We start from the raw sequence: 19701 nt of genomic DNA, 5'->3' as shown, positions 1-19701 counted from the left end.
TTGGTTTGAGTCAGCCTTAGTCTACCACCCCTGGGGTGAGCCACCCTTGGCTTGAGCAAGCTGTAGTGCAACCTGGCCAAAATGCCGCCAAATGGCCTCTGCCTGTGGCCCCACCTGGCGCAGAATCCAACCCTTACAGATAGGATCCGGAGACTTGACCAGCCAGTATGGGGACTCCGTTCCGCTGATGTGAACGGTCAGCCAAGTGGGTTCCGGCCAATCCCCCAGCAAGTACAGGGATCCCCAACAGAGATGGGATCCCAGCACTGACGCGGCGGAGACCTGCCGATGGGGAAAGTGCAGGTCTATGTGTTCCTGCAGCCAGAGTTTTCTCCCCTCGGGGGAGGATGGGATCCCAGCAGTGACCCAAACTTGCAAGCAGTTGGCAAGATGTTCAAACTGCCAGCGTTCGTCCATGGCCAGCCGTCCGGCAGTCCAGATCTCGGCATAGGCCAGGCGGGCTGTGGGATCCAGTTCGATCTGCACCTGCTGGCGAAAGTCTGCCCCTGCCCCCGGAATGGTCGGGTGAGGGATCCAGATCAACTGGCTGGTGGGGGCCAGCTTGACCTTGACCTGTTGCCGAATCAAGCCGGGATGTAGCCGCATTGCCCCTTGGGTGCGAATTTCCAGCGCCGAGCCTGGCCCCAGCCCGATCTCGATCCGGTGGCGATCCCCACCCAGCAGGCCGCCGTTGGGGTTGCGCAGGTAGTACACAGGTGGCTCCCCAGGGGATCCCAGCCATTGCAAGGGAGCCTGAGAATACTCCCAAATGTGGGTATGGTCGCCTCGGCGGGTTGCCTTCAAGATGGCCTTACCGAAGTTCACAGGCGGCTCACCGAGGGGGGGTCGGCCTTGATGGGGCGAAACAGCACCTCCCGCTCCAGCCAACTGAGAACCTGCTCCAGCCCCTCACCCGTGCGCAGGTTGGTAAAGACAAAGGGCCTATCTCCCCGCATGCGACGGGCATCCCGTTCCATCACCCCCAAGTCTGCTCCCACATAGGGAGCCAGATCGATCTTGTTGATCACCAGCAGGTCGGAGCGGGTGATCCCCGGCCCGCCTTTGCGCGGGATCTTGTCCCCTTCGGCCACGTCGATGACGTAAATGCAGGCGTCCACCAGCTCCGGGCTGAAGGTAGCTGCCAAGTTGTCCCCCCCCGATTCCACCAAGATGAGATCCAGGGGGCAAAAGCGGCGCTCCAGCTCCTGAATGGCGTCTAGGTTGAGGGAGGCATCTTCCCGAATGGCGGTGTGGGGGCAGCCGCCGGTCTCTACGCCAATGATCCGCTCTGCCTCCAGGGCCTTGGCCCGCACCAAAAACTCGGCATCCTCGCGGGTATAGATATCGTTGGTCACCACCGCCAAAGACAGGTGGTCCCGCAGCGCCAAGCAGAGCTTTTCCACCAAAGCGGTTTTTCCAGATCCCACCGGGCCGCCAATGCCAACCCGTACCGGCTGGGAAGCCTGCACAACTTTGCCCAACATCTGACCACCTAATGCTCTTTGAGGGCATTCTAGAATCAGAAGCTTGCAAGGGATCCGAGTATGGTTCGGCTTTTGGTGGCAACTGCTGTGGTGCTGGTGGGATTTTTGCTGGTTAACCGCCTCTATCGCAACCCGCTGAGTTCGGAGCCAAGGCCGGAACAAGCCAGCCCGGAAGCTGCCCAGCAGGGGATCCCTCAAGGTGGGCCGCTGCAGATTTACCAATCGCGGGATCAACTGCAGCAAACCCTCAACCAAGGGGCCACAGCCACCCAGCAGCAGGTGGAAGCCGTTGAGCAATCCTTGGGCAATCCTTGACCCTTGACAAGTAAGAAGGGAGGCAGGTGCCTGGCTTCAGGCGGAGAAGGGATCCCTCCCCCAGACCGTGAAGCGCCCCTCAGGCTTGGGCGGATCCCCCAGACGCGCTAAAGTCGAGAATGCTGCAATTTTACAGACTGCCCATGCGGATCCCTCCTGTTACCCCAGAGAAAGCCGATAAGCAACTGCAAAAGGTTTACGAAAGCCTGGAGAAAACCTACGGCACCGCCCTCAACCCCCTGCAGGTGATGGCCCACAAGCCCCAACTGATGCGAGCCGTGATGAACCTGTACGGGGCGCTGCACACCCAAAACCCCAACTTGCCTGAAGAGCTGAAGGAGCTGGTCAGCATCCGCATTGCCCAAATCAACGGCTGCCGCCACTACTGCCTTCCCTACCACACCCTGCAGGCGCAAAAGTACGGAGCTACCCCGGCCAAAATTGCGGCGGTGGCCCAGGCCCGCACCAGCACCCTCTACACCGAGGCGGAAAAGCTGGCTATCGAGTACGCTGAGCGGATGACCGTGCCCAGCATGGTGGTCACCGATAGCTTCTTTGCCCAGCTAAAAGCCATTTGGTCAGATGAAGATCTGGTGGAGCTATCGGCTTGGATTGGCTTTATGAACTTCTGGACCAAGGTGATTGCCGCCCTAGATGTGCCTTTGGATCCCGTCTTTGCCGAGCAACTTCACGTCTCTTAGGTAGCGGCGGGCTCTCCTCTCCCAGAGGGAGAGGGGATGGGGGTGAGGGATCCCGCCCCCCAGCCTGCCTCTAGGCCCAGTCGTCTCGCGTGCTAAAGCTGCGGTTGTACACCTGGCCGCGGGCATGGATCTGGCGGGTCTGGGCGAACAGCTCTTCTTCGCTCATGCCCCACTGTTCCAAGATCTGATCCAAATCCCGCTGCAGATCCCAGGCACCGGGGAAACCGTGGTAACGGATGCGCAAACGGGCAACTTCCGCCAGCACCCACTCGGAGAGGGGCCTCTCCTGAGCCTGCACCATCAGCTCATCGAGCACAGCCCGGTCGGTGGCATACTGCGGATGTTGCTGCTCTCTCCGGGATGGGCCATTCGCGGGTGAACGGGATATAGCCATCGGTCTCCCTCCTTTTTCTCTCACTCTAGTTGAGTTCCCCTGGAGACTTTCAATATCGAGGATTGGGATCCTTGATGGCATGGGATCCCGAGAAGGCAGAAGAAAACCGCTATACTGCAAATGTTGCAGACCATGAACATTCTTCAGTTGCGGAGGCGGCGGCTATGCCCATGCCCATGATCGAGACCCGTACCGACCGGATGTTGCTCAACTTTGGGCCGCACCATCCCTCTATGCATGGGGTTTTGCGTTTGCTAGTCACCCTAGATGGCGAAAACATCGTCGATTGCGAACCGGTGATTGGCTACTTGCACCGCGGCATGGAAAAAATCGCCGAAAACCGCACGGTGGTGCAATACCTGCCCTACGTCTCCCGTTGGGACTACGGGGCCGGCATGTTCAACGAGGCCATCACCGTCAATGCCGTTGAGAAACTGGCCGGGATCAGCGTGCCCAGACGGGCCAGCTACCTGCGGGTGATCATGTTGGAGCTGACCCGCATCACCAACCACCTGCTTTGGTTTGGTCCCTTCTTGGCGGATTTGGGCGCCCAAACCCCCTTCCTCTACGCCATGCGGGAGCGGGAGTGGATCCTAGACTTGTTTGAAGCCGTCACCGGCATGCGCCTGATCAACAACAACTATTTCCGGGTAGGCGGCGTGGCGGTGGACTTGCCCTACGGCTGGACGGAAAAATGCCTAGACTTTTGCGAGTATTTCTTGCCCAAAGTGGATGAATACGAGCGGCTGGTTACCGACAACCCGATTTTCCGCCGGCGGCTGGAAGGGGTGGGAGCCATCTCCAAGCAAGACGCCATCAACTGGGGTCTGTCGGGTCCCATGTTGCGGGCCTGCGGCGTCAACTGGGATCTGCGCAAAGTGGATCACTACGAGTGCTACGACGACTTCGACTGGGAGGTGGCCGTTTACCCCGAAGGGGATTGCCTGGCCCGCTATCGGGTGCGCATGAAAGAGATGCGGGAGTCCTGCAAGATCGTGCAGCAAGCCGTCAAGGCTTTGCCAGGAGGCCCCTTTGAAAACCTGGAAGCCAAGCGGATGCTGGAGGGGCCGAAGTCGGAGTGGAACAAAGGGGACTACCAGTTCATCAGCAAAAAGCCTTCCGCCAATTTCAAGATCCCCAAAGGGGAAGCCTACGTGCGCGTGGAGAGCGCCAAAGGAGAGCTGGGCATTTACATCGTGGGAGACGACAACGTTTGCCCGTGGCGCTGGAAGATCCGCCCCCCCGGCTTTGTCAATTTGCAGGTACTGCCTCAGCTCATTCGCGGCATGAAGGTAGCCGACATGATCGCCATCCTCGGCAGCATTGACATCATCATGGGCGAGGTGGATCGCTAGGAATCGCTAAGAACGGAAAGCGAGGACAAAGGCGATGGCCTGGGTGATCTTGGTTCTGCCGCTGTTGATTGTGTCTATCATTGCTGCGGTTATCGGCCCCAAGCAATGGGCTAAGTACCAAGAGGAAAGGCGCCGCCGCGCGGAAGAGCTATCTGATGCTCGCCTTCAGGCCATCATCCAGCAGGAGCTACGCCGCCGCAACCGTCCCCCCCAATCGGATCCCAACGGGAAAACTTAGCTACAGGGATCCCGAACCTTACCTGACCAACCGTCTCTAGGGAGCTACTCACCCCCATGACAAACGCTGGTATCGACCTACAACTTGGCTTCGAGACTGCCCTACAGAACCTAGGCTTGGGAGCAGGTGCAGCCCATGCCCTCTGGATGCCCCTGCCGATGTTGCTGCTGATCATCGCCGCCACCTTGGGGGTGATGGTCATGACTTGGCTGGAGCGCAAGATCTCGGCAGCAGCCCAACAGCGGATTGGCCCCAACATGGCCGGCCCTCAGGGGGTGCTGATCCCGATTGCCGATGGCATCAAGCTGCTGACCAAAGAAGATGTTCTGCCCATCTTGGCCGACCCAGTCTTGTTTACGCTGGGGCCGATATTGGTTTTCCTGCCCGTCTTTTTGTGCTACCTGGTGGTTCCCTTTGGCCAGAACCTATTGATCTCCAACATTGCCATTGGCGTGTTCTTCCTGATCGCCACCTCCAGCGTGCAACCCATCGGTTTGTTGATGTCGGGCTACGGTTCCAATAACAAGTACTCCTTGCTGGGTGGGCTACGAGCGGCAGCTCAATCGATCAGCTACGAACTGCCGCTGGCCCTGTCAGTGTTGGCCGTGGTGCTGATGAGCAACGGTCTGGACACGGTGGGGATCGTGGAGCAGCAGAGCGGCCTGGGCATTCTGAGCTGGAACGTCTGGCGGCAGCCCATTGGCTTTGTGATTTTCTTGATCTCGGCTCTGGCGGAAACGGAGCGGATCCCGTTCGATTTGCCGGAAGCAGAAGAAGAGCTGGTGGCCGGTTACCAAACGGAGTACTCCGGCATGAAGTTTGCCCTCTTTTATCTGGGATCCTACGCCAACTTGCTGCTGGCTTCTCTGATTGCGGCAGTGCTGTACTTGGGGGGTTGGTCGTTTGTGGTGCCGGTGGAAACGATTGCTGCACTTGCCGGGATTCCTTTGGATAACCCTTTCTTGCAGATCGGCGCGGCGGCCTTAGGCATTGTCATGACGATGGTCAAAGCTTTTATCTTCATCTTCTTGGCCATCCTGCTGCGCTGGACCTTGCCGCGGGTGCGCATTGACCAACTGCTGGACTTGGGGTGGAAGTTTTTGCTGCCTGTATCCTTTGTTAACTTGCTGCTGACGGCAGCCCTAAAGCTCGCCTTCCCCACCTTTTTTGGGGGTTGAATGAGAAGTAAAGAGGCAAGAGAGGGAGAACATAGGTCATGACGTTTCTCAGGCGTGTCAAAGAATATGTGGGCGATGCCTTCCGAGCCGCCAAGTACATCGGCCAAGGGATGGGGGTTGTCTTCGACCACATGGGCCGGCGCCCGGTAACCGTGCAATACCCCTTCGAAAAGCTGATCCCCTCTGAGCGCTTTCGGGGACGCATCCACTTCGAGTTCGACAAGTGCATTGCCTGCGAGATCTGTGTTCGAGTTTGCCCAATTGACCTGCCGGTGGTGGATTGGGCCTACAACCCAGAGCTGAAGAAAAAGGAGCTTTACAGCTACAGCATTGATTTCGGGGTGTGCATTTTCTGCGCCAATTGTGTGGAGTTTTGCCCCACCAACTGCCTCTCGGTAACCGAGGATTATGAGCTGGCCGCTTACGACCGCCATGACCTCAACTACCATCAGGTGGCGATGGGCCGTCTGCCCTCCAAGGTAACTGAGGACCCAATGGTGACCCCACTGCGGGAGTTTGCCTATCTGCCCAAAGGGGTGATCGATCCCCACGACTTGCCTGCTGGATCCCAGCGGGCTGGCAAACGACCGGAGGAGATTCTGGCGGAAATGAGAGCGGCCAAAGCTGCTAAGGAAGCCGAAGCGAAAGCAGCCAAGGCTGCTGCGGAATAGCGTGACATACTCCCGCACTCATGCTGACGCAAAGCGCTCCGCGCCGCTGTCCGCCACCCCTAGCCCCTTTCCCAGGGGATGTGACTGTTTGAACTTGTGGGACTGCCTTCCAGCATCGCCCGCTGCCGCAAGGTGATGGCCAGAAAAAGCGTCGAGGCCGCGAAGTTGGAGCTGTCCTTAGTGGGAATGAGATGCCTGGGGCGCAGAAATAAGGTCTTCTGAACCCTGCGATCTGCAATCAAAGATCTGAGTATGAGTATAGGTGTGGTGTCCTAGTCTGAACCAAAATGGCCATACGTGGGCAGGGCAGATGGCTGCCAGCCTTGGCTAACTTCAGGGGAAGGAAAACGTAAACCTACCCGCCAAGCCAGGGGATGTGGCCAAGCCGCTAAAAGTCTGCGCGACGTTTCCGCTCTTGCGAACCGTTACGGTAAAGGGAATGGGAGCAGTTGATTGGGAGCAGCGCCGGAACAATCTCACCTCGATGAAGTATGGCCCTGAGGGCGGGGTGGAAGCCCAAAAGACATTCTCCACAGCATTTTGGGTTACGGCAACACAGTCGGCATTGGCATCCACATCCAGCCGTCCTCCAGAAGGGACAATTCGGTTGTTAAAAAACACGGTCTGCTGCGTGGGATCCGTAACATACAGGTCAAGGTCATCGATGGTGTTCCAACTCAAGGTAACTTGAATGGGGCCGGTGCCCAATACTGGAGGTGTGGGGGTGGGAGAGGGTGTCGGTGCAGGAGTGGGAGAGGGTGTCGGTGCAGGAGTTGGTGGTGGCCTCAGGGTAGGAGTTGGCGTGGGCGCAGGTTCCCCAGTGACCCTCTGAGCAAAGTTTCCTTGGAAAGTGTTGTCGGCCAGGTAGGCTGCAACTACCGCATCTGGGGTGCCGGGGGCTGCTTGAATTGCTATCCCTATGCCCTCGCCCCGAGCCAGAAATGTATTTCCAGAAAGGGTACGGGCTTGTGTTCCTTGCAAAATGCGAATGCCGACGCTCCCGGCTATCCCACCCACGCCGATCCGGTTGGATTGAATGGATGGAATTGAGCCTGCCCCATCCAGCTGAATCCCGGTAGTGCCACTCGTACCTGCTTGCCGCGCCTGCAGTACCAAGCCGGCTCCAGCCGTGGGTGGATCCCCTTCGATTTGGTTGTTGCGGAAGATCCCGCCGGAGTTGTCACCATAGCGAACGGCCAAAGCCCCCAAAGCCTGGAGGAGGATCGTGTTGTTTTCAATGGTGGGATTGCTGCCCGGCACAGTGCCTATGCCCACCCCACCCGTTTTACTGACAATCGGCGAGACACGGCTGACCCGGCCATTCCCAGAGATCTGCACACAGGGATCCAAAAATTGCTGGCACAAGATCTGGGCTAACTGACCCAAGGCCCCCTCCAGAACTGCAGCATTGCCGTTGACCAAGATGTTGGAGCGGGGGTCGTTAAGGGTGACCTTGCCCGGTTGAAAGGTACCGTTGTTCACCTGCACCCGTCCACCTCCCAGCACCACGTCCACCCCCTGCAGGCTGGTTTGGCCGGCTACAATCACGTCAAAGAGCCCGGTCAGGATCTCATAGGCGGTGGAGCTGGTGATGCGAATGCGACCGCCGTTGGTGCCATCGCCGCCATCCAGGGCCAGGTTGCTTTGCAAAGTTTCCCTGCCCGTCCCCAAAATCTCGATCAGCACCTCCAGGCCGGCTGTGGCAGTCTGAAGTCGCTGCGCCTCTGCAACTGCGTCTGCCAGTTTGGTAAAGGGGCCACTGGCCGGATCCACTCTCAGGATGATGGGCCCGCCACCTGGCGGAGGAAGAGGTGGAGAACTGCCGCCGCCACCCCCACAGCCGAGGGCAACCCCCGCCAACAGAGGCAGCAAGGCTGAACAGATCCCCCAACCAGATTTGGATACTTGGCCAAGCATAGGTGGAAAGCCCTTTCAAGCGCTTAGCGGTCAAGGTTGTCAGAGCAACAAACAACTGCCACGGGGTCAAGGTACAGATGGCCAAGCTGGGATCCAATGCCCTCAGCAAAAGCATCCTCTAACGAATCCCCTCCTCAGTCAAGGCTTCGCAAGGGATCCGCAATCAATCATCAATCGGCAACAAAAATCTCAAAAATCTAGCGCTCTTCAGGAACTTGGAGGGTTCCGGCGATAATGTTCTGCTTCACCGCTTCCACGGCGGCCACCAAATCTGCCGGGAGCAAGGCTTGGTTGTACTCATCCAGAGCATAGCCGACACCCTCATTCTCCAGGCCAAAGGTTTGAATGCCGCCGACAAAGTTGCCTTCCACCACGCTGCGAATCACTTCATAGGTGGCCACATCCACCCTCTTCAGCATCGAGGTGAGACCGTGGTTGAGGGTGGCAGGGTTGTTATCGGTATCCCCCAGGTAGTTTTGGTTAGCATCCACACCGATAAAGAACAGCGGACGGGTATCCCCACTGCAGAGGCTGGCATAATCTGCGGGCTTGGGCACTTCCGCAAAGGGATCCCGAATGAAACTCACCCCGGCGGGCAGATCGGAGGCTCTGAGGCATCTCTCTTGCTTGACAAAGTCGATCAACCCCAGGCCGGATCCCCCGGCAGCGGCATAGATGATGTCGGCCCCTTGGGCTTTTTGGGCAGCAGCGATCTCTTTGGCTCGGGCCGGATCGTTCCAGGCGGCGGGCGTAGTCCCGACATAGTTGGCAATGACGCGACAGGTGATGCCGTCTTCGGCGCAGGCATATTCCACCCCGGCTCGATAGCCCGCCTCAAACTTGTGGATCAGGGGGATGTCCATGCCCCCCAAGAAGCCGACTACACCGGTTTGGGTTTGCTTGCCGGCAATGTAGCCCACCAAAAAGGATCCCTCATGTTCTCGGAAGAGGAGGCTGGCCACGTTGTCTTTTTCGGGGGAAACTGCGTCCACCAAGCCGAACTTCACCTCTTTGAACTCAGCGGCACTGGCGGTAACAGCCGGTTCCAGGGCAAAGCCCACCCCAATCACTACATCAAACCCCTCTTCGGCAAACTTGCGTACCCCCGGCCCCAGTTGGGAGGGATCCGTCGGCTCAAAGTCGAACACCTGCACTCCAAAGTCCTGCTTGGCGCGTTCCGCCCCTTCTGCCGCCGATTGGTTGAAGCTGCGATCGTTTTTGCCCCCTTCTCCAAAGGCAATACCCACCCGTATTTGAGGCTGAGCGGCACTGCTGAGAACGAACAGCCCCGTCAATATCCCCGTTAATACCCAAGAGATCCCCAAGGTTTTGCGCATCATGATGGTTTCCTATCGCCCCAGTAGCTTGATTAGCATCTCTCGAAAAGCCATTTTGTCCGCTCTGAGCACAACCTCAGCATTGGCAGGCCGACCCAGAATGCCTAGGCGATCCACCAAGCTATAGCCGCGAGTTAGCTCTCCGCAACATTCCACGTCCACATAGTGACGGGAACTTTGGCCAATCAGTTCCGGCTGCAAAGCCATGGCCATGGTTAAAGAATCGGGATGGGTGATGCCGTCAAGACCTCCCCCTTCAGGATGGGAGCGGTTGAACTCCCAGGCCACCCGGTTCACCGCTAAGTAAAAGCGGCTGAGGGGAGTATCCAGGGAGAGGATCGGTTCTAGCTCTTCTCGTGTCAAAAAGCCATCGCTGACCGCCAGATCCCAAGGGGACAGCACCACCTCAAATCCAGCCTGCAACACCTTTTTGGCCGCTTCCGGATCCACGTAAAAGTTGAACTCGGCAGCCGGTGTGATGTTGCCGAGAGCATGGTTGGTGCCACCCATGATCCAGAGTTTTTTCACTTTGTGAGGTAGGTTGGGATCCTGAGCCAAGGCAAGAGCCAGGTTCGTCAGGGGGGCTTGGGCGATAATCTGCAGCTCTCCGGCCCAGCGGTTGGCCAGCTCCACAATGGCTGTCGGGGCGAAAAGCGATTCCGGGCGCTGCCTGGCCTTGGGGAAAAAAGAATTGCCCATGCCGTCTTCTCCATGGACGTAGGCCGCTGTAACCAGCTTGCCCACCAGGGGTTTGCTGGCCCCGGGATAGACCGGGATCCCAGCTTTTCCCGCCACCTCCAGGGTATAGAGAGCATTTTCAACGCATTGTTCCAGGTGCAAATTGCCAGCACAGACGGTGATCGCTTCCACACTGCTGTTGGGCCAGAGCAACCCAAAGAGCAACGAGGTGACATCATCTCCCGCCGTATCCGTGTCGATCAAAAAGCGCTGCACAGCCATACACAGGCTAAGCCCAAATCAAGGTGTCATCTTAACCCTTGCAGGCAGTCTCAGGGCAGCCATTGAGCCGGTGTATCTTGAGAGGGGATCCGTGTAGGCTTGAGTCGATTGATGTCCTCTTCCATCCGTTCCATTACGCCGCAACAGATGGCCCAACACCTACGGGATCCCGAGGCTGGGCCTCTGCAATTGATCGATGTGCGGGAACCGGCAGAGCTGGAGCTGGTGAATTTGAATGCTTTAGGCTTTCGCAACTACCCCTTGAGCCGGTACGAGGAATGGAGGGAACGGATCCTCACAGAGCTGGATCCGAATCAGCCAACTTTTGTGCTCTGCCATCATGGCATCCGCTCTGCTCAGATGAGCCGGTGGCTACAGGCCAACGGGTTCACCCAGGTTTATAACATCAGCGGCGGCATTCACGCTTGGGCTTGTGAGGTGGATCCCTCCCTGCCCACCTATTGAGGTCACGGGCAAACCAGCACCATGTTCCCCATTCTTCATCTGCAGGGGGATCCCCAACAACGAGGCCAACAGTATGGATCCCAGGCGGCCCAACTCATTCGCCACAGCATTGCTAGTTACGCCCGCCAATTTGCCTACCGCTGTGGTCTCACCTGGCAGCAGGCCCAGACCCAAGCAGAGGGATCCCTGCCCTGGCTAGAGCGCCACGTGCCCCACCTGCTGGAAGAAATCCAAGGCATTGCCGCGGGGAGTGGCTTCCGTTTCGCCGAGATTCTGGCCCTCAATTTGCGCACCGAAATTTTATCCAGATCGGTTCCCAGGGGATCCCATCCCGACTGCGCCGCTGCTCTGGAACACAATCTCCAAAACGGGGTGCCCCAGCACCCACCGGATCCTGCTCATGAATTCAAGGGGATTGATCTCATCGATCCAGCCCAAGCCAACCCGGATGGGGGAGAATGTACTACCCTAGCGGCCTTGCCCCAGGCTACCTCCACCCACCACACCTACTTGGCCCAAACCTGGGATTGGCTTGGGGAGCAGCGCAGGGCCTGTGTGCTGTTGCGCGTTCACTCCGATACCCACCCTGCCTACCTCACCCTGACCGAAGCTGGGATCCTGGCCAAAATTGGCCTCAATCAAGCAGGGTTGGCCGTAGCCCTCAACCTCTTGCGCTCTACCCTAGATGGGCAAACCGAGGGAATGCCGGTGCATTTGCTATTGCGCTTGTTGTTGGAGTGTGAGGAGTGGCAGCAAGCTGTGGAGAGGGTGAGATCCTACCCCTACACCGCCTCCTCTTGTGTCAGCGTTGCCGGTATTACAGGACAGGCGACAGGCCTACAGCCCGCTAAGGCGACCAGCTTTGAAATCAGTCCACGAGGAATTGGCCTGCATCTCCCTCAAGGAGGGATCCTCGCCCACACCAATCATTTCCTGGATCCGGCCTTGCGAGAAGATGAGCTGCCCCCCCATATAGGATCCTCCACAAGGCTAGAACGGGCCTATCATTTGCTTCGCCAGAGTGCTCAAACGGGAACCCTAGACGCGGTCGCTCTTCAAAAAATCCTACAAGACCGGACGAATGCCCCCCACTGCATCTGCCGCCATCCGGATCCCCATCTGCCCGTCTGGGATCGCACCGAAAGCGTGGCGGCTGTGGTGATGGATTTGAACCGGCAAATCTTACACCTGGCCCCCAACATTCCCGATCAAGTGGAGTTTGTACCGATTTCCGGGATTTTCTAGGTTTGGGAGATGCAGTAGGATCGAGCTGAAGAGAGAGGAGGGGCAGGCGATCGCGTCCTTGCTGTCGCCACCAGACAGCGGGATGAGGAAAGTCCGGGCTTTCAGAAGAACACACCGCTGGGGAAACTCCCAGTGCGGGTAACCGCGAGGATAGTGCCACAGAAACATACCGCCGATGGCTGGGATCCCAGCACAGGTAAGGGTGCAAAGGTGGGGTAAGAGCCCACCAGCAACGTCGTGAGGCGTTGGCTCGGTAAACCCCGGTGGAAAGCAAGGCCGCAGCCGCAGGATCATGGCTGTTCTTCGCCCCTGTTGGCTGCATCGAGATCACGGTACCCAAAGCGGGGAAGGGTGCTCTCGATGGTGGTGAGCCGCTAGAGGGTGATGGCAACATCACTCCCAGATGGATGATCGCCAGTGCAACTCTGCACTACAGAACCCGGCTTACAACCTCCTCTCTTTTCTATCTGGTCTCTGTTGGGTCACGCCTGCCATCCACAGCTCCACGCAGGCTTGCAGAAGGGGGGGGATCCTGGCGGTTTCGGCGCCTTTCTCTGATTTTTTAGATTTTTCATCCGATAGCTGCCCCTCAACAGAGGGCTCGGTTCCGTCGGCGCCAACGGAAGGCAACTCGGCAGTTACCGCCAACATTGCTGCTCCCAAAATCATTACATGCAAAACCCCAACGGCTGCATAAAGGCGATCTGGCTCGACAGATTGCAACTCAGAGTTGGGAAATCGCCGCAAATACTCTGTCAGCTGTTCTTGGGCCTGAGAAAAACCCATCCGCAAGGCGCGACGATGTTCCTCAGAATAAAGGCCAGCCTCCCCGACCAGGGAGCGCACCAGTTCAGGATTATCGGCCAAAGCCCGAAAACAGGTGTGGACGTAGCGCAGGAGAATGGCTTGTAACCCAGAGCCTTGAGAGGGGGCGGGATCCGCCTTCAGGGGCAGATCGGCTATGCCGGAAAAGACCCCCAGCTCCCCAAATACGGCCAGGAGTAACCCTTGCTTGGTGCCGAAGTGCCGAAACAGGGTGACCTCATTCACTCCGGCCAAATCCGCAATTTGACGGGTGGTGGTCTGGGTGATGCCCTGACGAACGAACAGCTCCCGAGCCGCATTCAGCAGCCTTTGCCGAGAAGAAGGACGTGCCATAGTGAGGAGAAAACCTGAAGAATTGCGGCGGGCTGCAAGTGACGCTTGCATTTACGGTGGAATACCGCTAGGCTTAATGTCAAGCGAGAGGATGTCTGCAGCGTTGCCTCTGCTCCTCTTCTTCCTGTGTAGCCAAGTTCATCACAGCGGAGCACATAGCAAGTCACCGCTGGCTATGGCGGTGTCTTCAGGGGTTTGACTCCGTTTTCACGTTGGGCCGCTGTTATCCGGCGGCCTTAACTTGGGCTTTGTGTTTTGGCTCTTTCCTAGTCAGTCTAGTCTACTTCTTCTTCTGAGGTTTTGTGGGTCCATGACCATTTCTTTTTCTCGCCAATCGCTGAATCATCCCGCTCCGCTCAATCGGCCCGAGCCCCAAGAGTCCTTTCGGTTTGCTTGGGAACATGTGCTCTTCTTTGCCATTTTTCACGTGGTGGCTTTGGTGGGAGGCATTTTCTTCTTCTCCTGGCCTGCTCTGGGGGTAGCCCTGTTTCTCCACTGGTGTTTCGGCAGCTTAGGCATCTGCTTGGGGTACCACCGCCTGCTCAGCCATCGTAGTTTCCAGGTGCCCAAGTGGCTGGAATATGTCTTCACGACTCTCGGTGCCCTGGCCGTTCAAGGGGGGCCGATCTTTTGGGTGGGTGGCCACCGTCAGCATCACGCCTTTACCGAAGATGAGGAGAGGGATCCCTATTCTGCTCGTAAGGGCTTTTGGTGGAGCCACATACTCTGGCTGATCTACCACCGCGAAGAATTTTTCAACCCTGAGAAGTATTCTGCCTTTGCGCCCGACTTGGCTCGGGATCCCTTCTACCGCTGGCTGGATAGGTACGCCCTGCTTCTGCAGCTGCCATTGGCCGCGATACTCTACCTGCTGGGGGGCTGGTCATTCGTCGTGTACGGTATCTTCGTGCGGACAGTGCTGCTACTGCATTGCACCTGGTTAATCAACTCGGCCAGCCACTTCTGGGGTTACCGGACTTTCGAGAGCAACGACAATGCCCGTAACCTTTGGTGGGCGGCCATTCTAACCTATGGTGAAGGCTGGCACAACAACCATCATGCCGACCCGAAGTGCGTTAAGGCCGGTTTGCGTTGGTGGGAGATCGACATGACCTACTGGGCCATTTGGCTGTTGGCGAGATTGGGCCTGGCTCGTAAGCTGCACCTGCCTGCCCAAGGCCAAGCTGCTCGCTGAACTGGTTTTTCCCAGACCTTGCAGAGGAATCATCCGGGGATCCCTATCCCTGGGGATCCCTTTTGGGTTGCAGAGAGAGCTAGTCTTCTAAGGGGCTATACTGCCACGCTCCATAGTGGTCAAGAATACGCTTAATTTGTTCTATGTCGGCATCGGGTTCTTGATGAATATGCAATGCCTCTATTTGGCTGTCTTGGTAGCGAAAGGTGGAGTTTTTTTTCCACTCCAGCTCCGTTTTCACCCCTGAAACACAGGCCAAATGAGCAGCCACCTCCCGATAAACCATCAGGGGCATAGAATCGTAGCGAATAGCGTAGCGCTTCATTTTGGGAGTGCTCACGAATGACAGCCCGATCAACGTAGCTCAAAACAACTCAAGTATAGTCACTTCAAGTTAGATTAAGACGCTTCCTAACTACTCCGCGGTGTCGCCCAAATGCTCCGCATCACTTCCGCGAGCCCCCCAATCCCTCTCCCTAAGAGAGAGAAGAGCTAGGAAGCACTGCAACGGAACAGTTTCATTCCTCATTGAAATGACTATAACTTCTGGGCAATACAGTCACCAAAACCCCCCCGCTCAACACTCTTTGCTGGACACTTGACCGGCAAAATGGGATGGGACTAAGCAATTTTGTCATCGACCAAAGTGCAGCAGTTTACCTGATCCAGGCAAATCTTTCCCCATTGCAAGGCCCAGCGTACTAAGGCCACCCGATTTGCCGTTCGGGTCTTGCTCAAAATATTGCTGATGTGATTGTCAACGGTGCGCTTGCTGATCTCTAGGCGTTCCGCGATGTCCTGATTGGTCAGTCCTGCTGCAATCAACTCAATGACCTGCAGCTCCCGTTCGGACAACAAGTCTGCGGAATGATAGTCAGTACCCATTCCGAATGCCTGCTTAAGATGAACTGTAAAGATTACCTACCCCAATTCTAGGGGATCACCCCTGAGATGGATAGCCCTGCAGCAGGGAAATCTTGAGCGATTCTCGGCCAGACTCCGGCTGCAGGCCACTGATGCGAGCGTTTTCGGATAGGCTTCACAAGGGATCCAAGTGCTTCCGGGGCAGTTCCACCTGAACCCACAGCCCACCGGTTTGTGGGTGATTGCGCAATTGGATGGTGCCCCCATGAACCTCGACAATCTGCCGCACAATTGCCAGCCCTAGGCCGGTTCCGCCTTTGCTGCGGGCCCGCGCAGTGTCGGTGCGGTAAAAGGGCTGGAAGACCAACTCAAATTGATCCTCTGGCAGGCCGGGGCCGTGATCATACACCTCTAACTGCACCTGGGATCCCTGCTCCGAAAGCACCACATGGATAGGAGAGTCGGGCTTGCCATACTTGACGGCGTTGTCCAAGAGATTGAGGATGAGGCGGTATAGGCGTTGCTCATCTCCCCAGAGGTAAATCTGGGACAATCCGCTCAGGTGCAGTTCCTGGTGGCGGGGTTTGGCCAACGGCTCCAAACTTTGCCAGGCTTCCTGCACCAGACTTGCCAGATCCACCCAGCGCCACTGAGAGCGGGATGCGGCTCCCAGATTGAGGGCACTGAGTTCGAGCAAGTCTTGAACCAAACGGCTCAGGCGCAGAGTTTCATTTAGCAATCGTTCTACCCAGACTGCCTGAGCGGCATCGACCCGGCTTTGTAAAGTTTCGGCCAGCAAGCGAATGGAGGTGAGGGGGGTTTTCAGCTCGTGAGCCACATCCGAAGCCCAGCGATCCCGCTGTTGGGCCAGCATTTTTGCTTCCAGCCGGTCTTCCAAAAAAATGGCCACGTGCGCTTGCGGCAGGAGCAACCCCCAAGCCCGCAGCGGAATCGGTTTGCCATCCCCACCGGAAGGGTAGAAAATCCATTCGCGACTTTGGACAGGAGCAGCGGTCTCCTGTCGGCGGGTAGCCTCGATGAGCTGATCCAACTCATAGGAGCGCACCCATTCCAGCAAGAGCTTGATGCCCGGCTGCCATTGGCTGATGCGCAGCAGGCGCTGGGCGGCAGGATTGCACTCCAGCACCACGTTGTTTTCGTCTACCCGCAGATATCCCCAAGGGAGCCGCTGACTCAGGTATTGCCAGTTTTGCAGTTGCTGTTTTTGGTTGGCCCAATCCAGATCTTGTTGGCGAAGATAACGGCTGAGCAAGCTGAGCATCTGTTCCAGGGAGTGGAGGGGCATGGCCAGATGCACCAGGGATCCCAACCGTTGCAATTCGCGGCTGAAACGACGCCGACTTTGCCACAGCAGGAGCAACGTGCAAAGCAAACCGATTCCCAACCCGATCAGGATCCCGGCTTCCAGTCCCATGTTCCCACCACCTTTGCTGCCATTGTCGCTCAGGGAAGCAAGAGTGGAGGCGAAAGCCCGGTTGCCGGCCTCTTATCGACGATGTACGAGGGTGGTACTGGCTTGGTCGGTGGGCACAAGCAAGATCTCGCTGATGTTCACGTGGGGGGGACGGGTTGCCGCAAACACCACCACTTCAGCCACATCCATCGCCGTCAAGGGGGTGAGGCCCTGATACACTGCTGCCGCGCGGGCGCGATCCCCACGGAAGCGCACTTGGCTGAACTCGGTTTCCACCAGGCCCGGCTGAATCTCGGTGACGCGAATGGGGGTGCCCAGTAAATCCAGCTTCAGCCCCTCAGAGATGGCTCGCACAGCGGCCTTGGAAGCGCAATACACAGCGCCACCTGGGTAGGTCTGCCGACCGGCAATGGAGCCGATGTTCACCACATGGCCTCGACCTCGCTCCACCATGCCGGGCAAAACGGCGCGGGTAACATAGAGCAGACCCTTGAGGTTGGTATCGATCATCTCTTCCCAGTCTTGCAAGGCCCCCATGTGGAGCTTGTCCAAGCCACGACTTAAACCGGCATTGTTGACCAAGATGTCGATGTTGGCCCACGGCGAGGGCAAAGATTGAAGCGCCTGCTGCACGGCTGCCCCATCCCGCACATCCAAAGCCAGCAGGTAGGAAGGAGTGCCGTAAGCCTGCTGCAATTCCCCAGCCAGTTCCTGCAGCCGATCCTGACGGCGGGCCACCAGAATCAGGCGGGCTCCAGAACGGGCAAAAAGGGTGGCACAAGCGGCCCCAATGCCGCTACTGGCTCCGGTGATGAGCACGATGGAGTTTTCAAGCATCATTATTTGCTAATTCAAATGCTGTGATTTCAGTTGGGTTGAGTCGGAGAAAAATGGACAGCCACCTTCAGCTTCCTCGTCAGTTCGAGGCTACAGCCATTCTAGAGTTCGAGCCACTTCCCCAGGGGGGAGCCTGGGATCCAGCAAACGAATCGTTTCGCTGCTGTTCGGTAGCGACGCTACCGCTTCCTGCAAAAGCTCCTTAAAGAGAGCGCTCCAGCAGCTTGACACAAGCGTACAGGGTATCCAAATGGGGAGTGGGCACGCCCACTAAACGCCCCAGCTCGGTGATGGCTCCCACAATGGCCTCGATCTCCGTCCGTCGCCCCAGCTCAATATCCTGCAGCATCGAGGTGCGATGGGATCCCACGCGGGCTGCATCTTCTAGCCGCTCTTCCAAAGAGACCGGCAGCCGGATCCCCAGAGCTTGGGCCACAGCCTCAACTTCCTGCATCACCGACCGAACCAAAGCACGGGTGGGTGGGTATTGGGCAATTTCATCTTGAGCAGCCCGGGTGAGGGCGCTGATGGGATTGAAGGCGGCATTGCCCCACAGTTTCTGCCAGATCTCGGCCCGAATCTGCGAGGTGAGGGTGGTGGAAAGCTGCGCCTGTTCAAAGATGGCGGCCAAGGACTGCAGCCGTCCTGACAGGGATCCATCCGGCTCCCCCAGAATGTAGCGCCCACCCCCTGTGTGCAAGACCACTCCTGGCTCTGCCAACTGCACGGCGATATACACCACACAGCCGATCACCCGCTCTATCGGCAGATGGGCAGCGATAACCCCTTCTGGATCCACGGAAGTCAGGGAATGCCCCTCAAACTCGCCCCCATGCCGGTAGAAGTACCACCAGGGGATACCATTCTGGGCAATCACAATGGGGGTGTCGGGGCCACACAGGGATCCCAGTCGAGGGGCAAGCTGCGGCAAGCTGTGGGCCTTGACCGTCACTATCAGCCAGTCCTGTGGGCCCAGGGCAGCCGGATCGTCGGTGGCCGTCAAGTGCTCCACCCAGGTTTGGGAGGGATCCCCCTGCCGGATCAGCTTTAGACCTTGGGTGCGGATGGCCTGCAGGTGAGCTCCACGGGCCACGACACTGACGGGAAAGCCAGACCGAGCCAGGCATATGGCCAAGTGACTTCCCACCGCCCCAGCACCAACGATACAAATCTTCATGAGTTTATCATCTTTCCGCCACCCACCTCATATCCAGGTGGCCAATTGACATGGAATTGACATGGAGCTGTAACAAGGCCCGATACCGGGCCCGGGAGAAATCCTCGACAGCTTTACTCTGCCCCCCCTTGGGTCACCCTTAGGATCCCATATCCAAGTGCCACGCCCACCAGGGTCAGCACAATGCAGAGTCCAGCAATGGTGAAGATCTCGCCAGCCATAGATTCAGCTTCCTCGCAAATGGGATACATCGCCTTCTCAGGATATCGGATCCCCAGCCCTGGCCTTCACTCCAGCGGTGTAGCGACCCAAACCTAGCTCCTGGAAAAACAGGCGTTCTCTTGGACTTGATAAGATCCGGCTATCCACCTCTATAATGAAAGCAATTTACAAGTCTTTACCGGCATAGGCTAAATTGTAATGCCTACAGCCGTAAAACTTGTCCGGTGGCTCTCGAATGCTCTGTTGGGCCTCGTGAGCCCTGGAAACGGTTCTCGATAGGGTCTTGGAGCGCTGGGAATTCTAACCCACTGGAAAGTTCCCAGGCAGTTCTCGCCAAAGAGCCGTTCAAAGAAACTGAGGCAAAAGACCCGAGGGTTGAGTCTTTATACCTAGGCTCCGCTCTTGCTTCGAAGAGGCAAACTTTGTAGTTTCATTAACGTCCTCATTCATTTAGATGTCTTTAAGGAGTAGTTCAGATGACCATAGCGGTAGGGCGCGTGCGTCAGGAGCGAGGATGGTTCGACATCGTCGATGACTGGCTCAAGCGCGACAG

At 57.5% G+C, this 19701-nt stretch carries 21 protein-coding genes, 1 other RNA gene and 1 pseudogene; 10 read left to right on the top strand and 13 right to left on the bottom strand.

The features are described 5' to 3' along the window. Window positions 1-21: 21 nt before the first annotated feature. Window positions 22-825 carry an urease accessory protein UreD gene (locus NW842_RS04535; RefSeq protein ID WP_414352216.1) on the bottom strand — a complete coding sequence of 268 codons (804 nt, stop codon included), beginning with the start codon at window positions 823-825 and terminating at the stop codon, window positions 22-24. Continuing rightward, the gene (gene ureG, locus NW842_RS04530) at window positions 822-1484 is read right to left on the bottom strand and encodes an urease accessory protein UreG (protein WP_414352217.1); all 663 of its coding nucleotides are present in this window, start codon (window positions 1482-1484) and stop codon (window positions 822-824) included. The genes NW842_RS04535 and ureG overlap by 4 nt, the downstream gene beginning before the upstream one ends. Before the next feature lie 60 nt (window positions 1485-1544). Between ureG and NW842_RS04525 the strand changes: the two genes are divergently transcribed. Then, window positions 1545-1799, top strand: coding sequence for a hypothetical protein (locus NW842_RS04525; RefSeq protein ID WP_414331870.1), 255 nt, complete (start codon window positions 1545-1547; stop codon window positions 1797-1799). A gap of 143 nt (window positions 1800-1942) precedes the next feature. Beyond that, a complete protein-coding gene (locus NW842_RS04520) occupies window positions 1943-2500 on the top strand; it encodes a carboxymuconolactone decarboxylase family protein (protein ID WP_414374758.1) in 558 nt (185 codons plus the stop codon). 70 nt (window positions 2501-2570) lie between these two features. On the opposite strand, the gene NW842_RS04515 is transcribed toward NW842_RS04520, so the two are convergent. Further along, window positions 2571-2894 carry a DUF3288 family protein gene (locus tag NW842_RS04515; RefSeq protein WP_414374760.1) on the bottom strand — a complete coding sequence of 108 codons (324 nt, stop codon included), beginning with the start codon at window positions 2892-2894 and terminating at the stop codon, window positions 2571-2573. Between the two features lie 170 nt (window positions 2895-3064). Here NW842_RS04515 and NW842_RS04510 point away from each other — a divergent pair, with 170 nt between their 5' ends. The 4 genes from NW842_RS04510 to ndhI are packed head-to-tail and all read left to right on the top strand — an operon-like array spanning window position 3065 to window position 6336. Then, a complete protein-coding gene (locus tag NW842_RS04510; protein ID WP_041437160.1) occupies window positions 3065-4249 on the top strand; it encodes an NAD(P)H-quinone oxidoreductase subunit H in 1185 nt (394 codons plus the stop codon). 34 nt (window positions 4250-4283) lie between these two features. Continuing rightward, window positions 4284-4487, top strand: a complete 204-nt coding sequence (locus NW842_RS04505) for a hypothetical protein (protein ID WP_414417556.1) — start codon at window positions 4284-4286, stop codon at window positions 4485-4487. 56 nt (window positions 4488-4543) lie between these two features. Further along, window positions 4544-5665 carry an NADH-quinone oxidoreductase subunit NuoH gene (gene nuoH / locus NW842_RS04500; RefSeq protein ID WP_414331864.1) on the top strand — a complete coding sequence of 374 codons (1122 nt, stop codon included), beginning with the start codon at window positions 4544-4546 and terminating at the stop codon, window positions 5663-5665. Between the two features lie 38 nt (window positions 5666-5703). Beyond that, a complete protein-coding gene (gene ndhI, locus NW842_RS04495) occupies window positions 5704-6336 on the top strand; it encodes an NAD(P)H-quinone oxidoreductase subunit I (RefSeq protein ID WP_414374764.1) in 633 nt (210 codons plus the stop codon). Window positions 6337-6669: 333 nt separating this feature from the next. On the opposite strand, the gene NW842_RS04490 is transcribed toward ndhI, so the two are convergent. The 3 genes from NW842_RS04490 to NW842_RS04480 all read right to left on the bottom strand — a co-directional run bounded on the left by NW842_RS04490 (window position 6670) and on the right by NW842_RS04480 (window position 10550). After that, window positions 6670-8208 carry a right-handed parallel beta-helix repeat-containing protein gene (locus tag NW842_RS04490; protein WP_414374765.1) on the bottom strand — a complete coding sequence of 513 codons (1539 nt, stop codon included), beginning with the start codon at window positions 8206-8208 and terminating at the stop codon, window positions 6670-6672. Between the two features lie 242 nt (window positions 8209-8450). Next, window positions 8451-9593: a BMP family lipoprotein gene (locus tag NW842_RS04485; protein ID WP_414374766.1), complete on the bottom strand. Its 1143-nt coding sequence runs from the start codon at window positions 9591-9593 to the stop codon at window positions 8451-8453. Window positions 9594-9602: 9 nt separating this feature from the next. Next, complete coding sequence (locus NW842_RS04480) at window positions 9603-10550, bottom strand: nucleoside hydrolase (protein ID WP_414357935.1); 948 nt, start codon at window positions 10548-10550, stop codon at window positions 9603-9605. Window positions 10551-10661: 111 nt separating this feature from the next. Between NW842_RS04480 and NW842_RS04475 the strand changes: the two genes are divergently transcribed. The 3 genes from NW842_RS04475 to rnpB all read left to right on the top strand — a co-directional run bounded on the left by NW842_RS04475 (window position 10662) and on the right by rnpB (window position 12723). After that, window positions 10662-11015, top strand: coding sequence for a rhodanese-like domain-containing protein (locus NW842_RS04475; RefSeq protein ID WP_414357937.1), 354 nt, complete (start codon window positions 10662-10664; stop codon window positions 11013-11015). A gap of 21 nt (window positions 11016-11036) precedes the next feature. Then, window positions 11037-12260: a C45 family autoproteolytic acyltransferase/hydolase gene (locus NW842_RS04470; protein WP_414417555.1), complete on the top strand. Its 1224-nt coding sequence runs from the start codon at window positions 11037-11039 to the stop codon at window positions 12258-12260. Window positions 12261-12292: 32 nt separating this feature from the next. Beyond that, an RNA gene (gene rnpB / locus NW842_RS04465) (RNase P RNA component class A) lies at window positions 12293-12723 on the top strand. Window positions 12724-13262: 539 nt separating this feature from the next. Here the strand turns inward: rnpB and NW842_RS04460 are convergent. Then, window positions 13263-13418, bottom strand: a pseudogene (locus NW842_RS04460) (helix-turn-helix domain-containing protein); the annotation flags it as partial. Window positions 13419-13728: 310 nt separating this feature from the next. Here NW842_RS04460 and NW842_RS04455 point away from each other — a divergent pair. Next, window positions 13729-14613: an acyl-CoA desaturase gene (locus tag NW842_RS04455; RefSeq protein WP_414374769.1), complete on the top strand. Its 885-nt coding sequence runs from the start codon at window positions 13729-13731 to the stop codon at window positions 14611-14613. Between the two features lie 79 nt (window positions 14614-14692). On the opposite strand, the gene NW842_RS04450 is transcribed toward NW842_RS04455, so the two are convergent. From NW842_RS04450 to NW842_RS04425, 6 genes are all read right to left on the bottom strand, one after another. Then, window positions 14693-14953: a hypothetical protein gene (locus tag NW842_RS04450; protein ID WP_414417554.1), complete on the bottom strand. Its 261-nt coding sequence runs from the start codon at window positions 14951-14953 to the stop codon at window positions 14693-14695. A gap of 281 nt (window positions 14954-15234) precedes the next feature. Further along, window positions 15235-15498 carry a helix-turn-helix domain-containing protein gene (locus NW842_RS04445; protein ID WP_011432496.1) on the bottom strand — a complete coding sequence of 88 codons (264 nt, stop codon included), beginning with the start codon at window positions 15496-15498 and terminating at the stop codon, window positions 15235-15237. A 154-nt stretch (window positions 15499-15652) separates the two neighbouring features. Beyond that, window positions 15653-16912: a sensor histidine kinase gene (locus tag NW842_RS04440; RefSeq protein ID WP_414357944.1), complete on the bottom strand. Its 1260-nt coding sequence runs from the start codon at window positions 16910-16912 to the stop codon at window positions 15653-15655. Between the two features lie 72 nt (window positions 16913-16984). Continuing rightward, on the bottom strand, window positions 16985-17752 hold the full coding sequence (locus NW842_RS04435; protein ID WP_011432494.1) for an SDR family oxidoreductase: 768 nt from the start codon (window positions 17750-17752) through the stop codon (window positions 16985-16987). Between the two features lie 199 nt (window positions 17753-17951). Beyond that, window positions 17952-18926 carry a ketopantoate reductase family protein gene (locus NW842_RS04430; protein WP_414357946.1) on the bottom strand — a complete coding sequence of 325 codons (975 nt, stop codon included), beginning with the start codon at window positions 18924-18926 and terminating at the stop codon, window positions 17952-17954. A gap of 113 nt (window positions 18927-19039) precedes the next feature. Beyond that, window positions 19040-19147: a PetM family cytochrome b6-f complex subunit 7 gene (locus NW842_RS04425; RefSeq protein WP_414329137.1), complete on the bottom strand. Its 108-nt coding sequence runs from the start codon at window positions 19145-19147 to the stop codon at window positions 19040-19042. Between the last annotated feature and the right edge of the window lie 554 nt (window positions 19148-19701).

Source organism: Synechococcus sp. R55.4, assembly GCF_047461935.1.
Classification (GTDB): Bacteria; Cyanobacteriota; Cyanobacteriia; order Thermostichales; family Thermostichaceae; genus Thermostichus.
This window is presented reverse-complemented; position numbering and strand designations above follow the sequence as displayed.

Bases quoted from the DNA above. Each gene is read 5' to 3' on its own strand.
- ureG (WP_414352217.1), bottom strand. From the start codon at position 1,484: ATGTTGGGCAAAGTTGTGCAGGCTTCCCAGCCGGTACGGGTTGGCATT.
- NW842_RS04525 (WP_414331870.1), top strand. From the start codon at position 1,545: ATGGTTCGGCTTTTGGTGGCAACTGCTGTGGTGCTGGTGGGATTTTTG.
- NW842_RS04520 (WP_414374758.1), top strand. From the start codon at position 1,943: ATGCGGATCCCTCCTGTTACCCCAGAGAAAGCCGATAAGCAACTGCAA.
- NW842_RS04515 (WP_414374760.1), bottom strand. From the start codon at position 2,894: ATGGCTATATCCCGTTCACCCGCGAATGGCCCATCCCGGAGAGAGCAG.
- NW842_RS04510 (WP_041437160.1), top strand. From the start codon at position 3,065: ATGCCCATGATCGAGACCCGTACCGACCGGATGTTGCTCAACTTTGGG.
- NW842_RS04505 (WP_414417556.1), top strand. From the start codon at position 4,284: ATGGCCTGGGTGATCTTGGTTCTGCCGCTGTTGATTGTGTCTATCATT.
- nuoH (WP_414331864.1), top strand. From the start codon at position 4,544: ATGACAAACGCTGGTATCGACCTACAACTTGGCTTCGAGACTGCCCTA.
- ndhI (WP_414374764.1), top strand. From the start codon at position 5,704: ATGACGTTTCTCAGGCGTGTCAAAGAATATGTGGGCGATGCCTTCCGA.
- NW842_RS04485 (WP_414374766.1), bottom strand. From the start codon at position 9,593: ATGATGCGCAAAACCTTGGGGATCTCTTGGGTATTAACGGGGATATTG.
- NW842_RS04480 (WP_414357935.1), bottom strand. From the start codon at position 10,550: ATGGCTGTGCAGCGCTTTTTGATCGACACGGATACGGCGGGAGATGAT.
- NW842_RS04475 (WP_414357937.1), top strand. From the start codon at position 10,662: ATGTCCTCTTCCATCCGTTCCATTACGCCGCAACAGATGGCCCAACAC.
- NW842_RS04470 (WP_414417555.1), top strand. From the start codon at position 11,037: ATGTTCCCCATTCTTCATCTGCAGGGGGATCCCCAACAACGAGGCCAA.
- NW842_RS04455 (WP_414374769.1), top strand. From the start codon at position 13,729: ATGACCATTTCTTTTTCTCGCCAATCGCTGAATCATCCCGCTCCGCTC.
- NW842_RS04445 (WP_011432496.1), bottom strand. From the start codon at position 15,498: ATGGGTACTGACTATCATTCCGCAGACTTGTTGTCCGAACGGGAGCTG.
- NW842_RS04440 (WP_414357944.1), bottom strand. From the start codon at position 16,912: ATGGGACTGGAAGCCGGGATCCTGATCGGGTTGGGAATCGGTTTGCTT.
- NW842_RS04435 (WP_011432494.1), bottom strand. From the start codon at position 17,752: ATGATGCTTGAAAACTCCATCGTGCTCATCACCGGAGCCAGTAGCGGC.
- NW842_RS04430 (WP_414357946.1), bottom strand. From the start codon at position 18,926: ATGAAGATTTGTATCGTTGGTGCTGGGGCGGTGGGAAGTCACTTGGCC.
- NW842_RS04425 (WP_414329137.1), bottom strand. From the start codon at position 19,147: ATGGCTGGCGAGATCTTCACCATTGCTGGACTCTGCATTGTGCTGACC.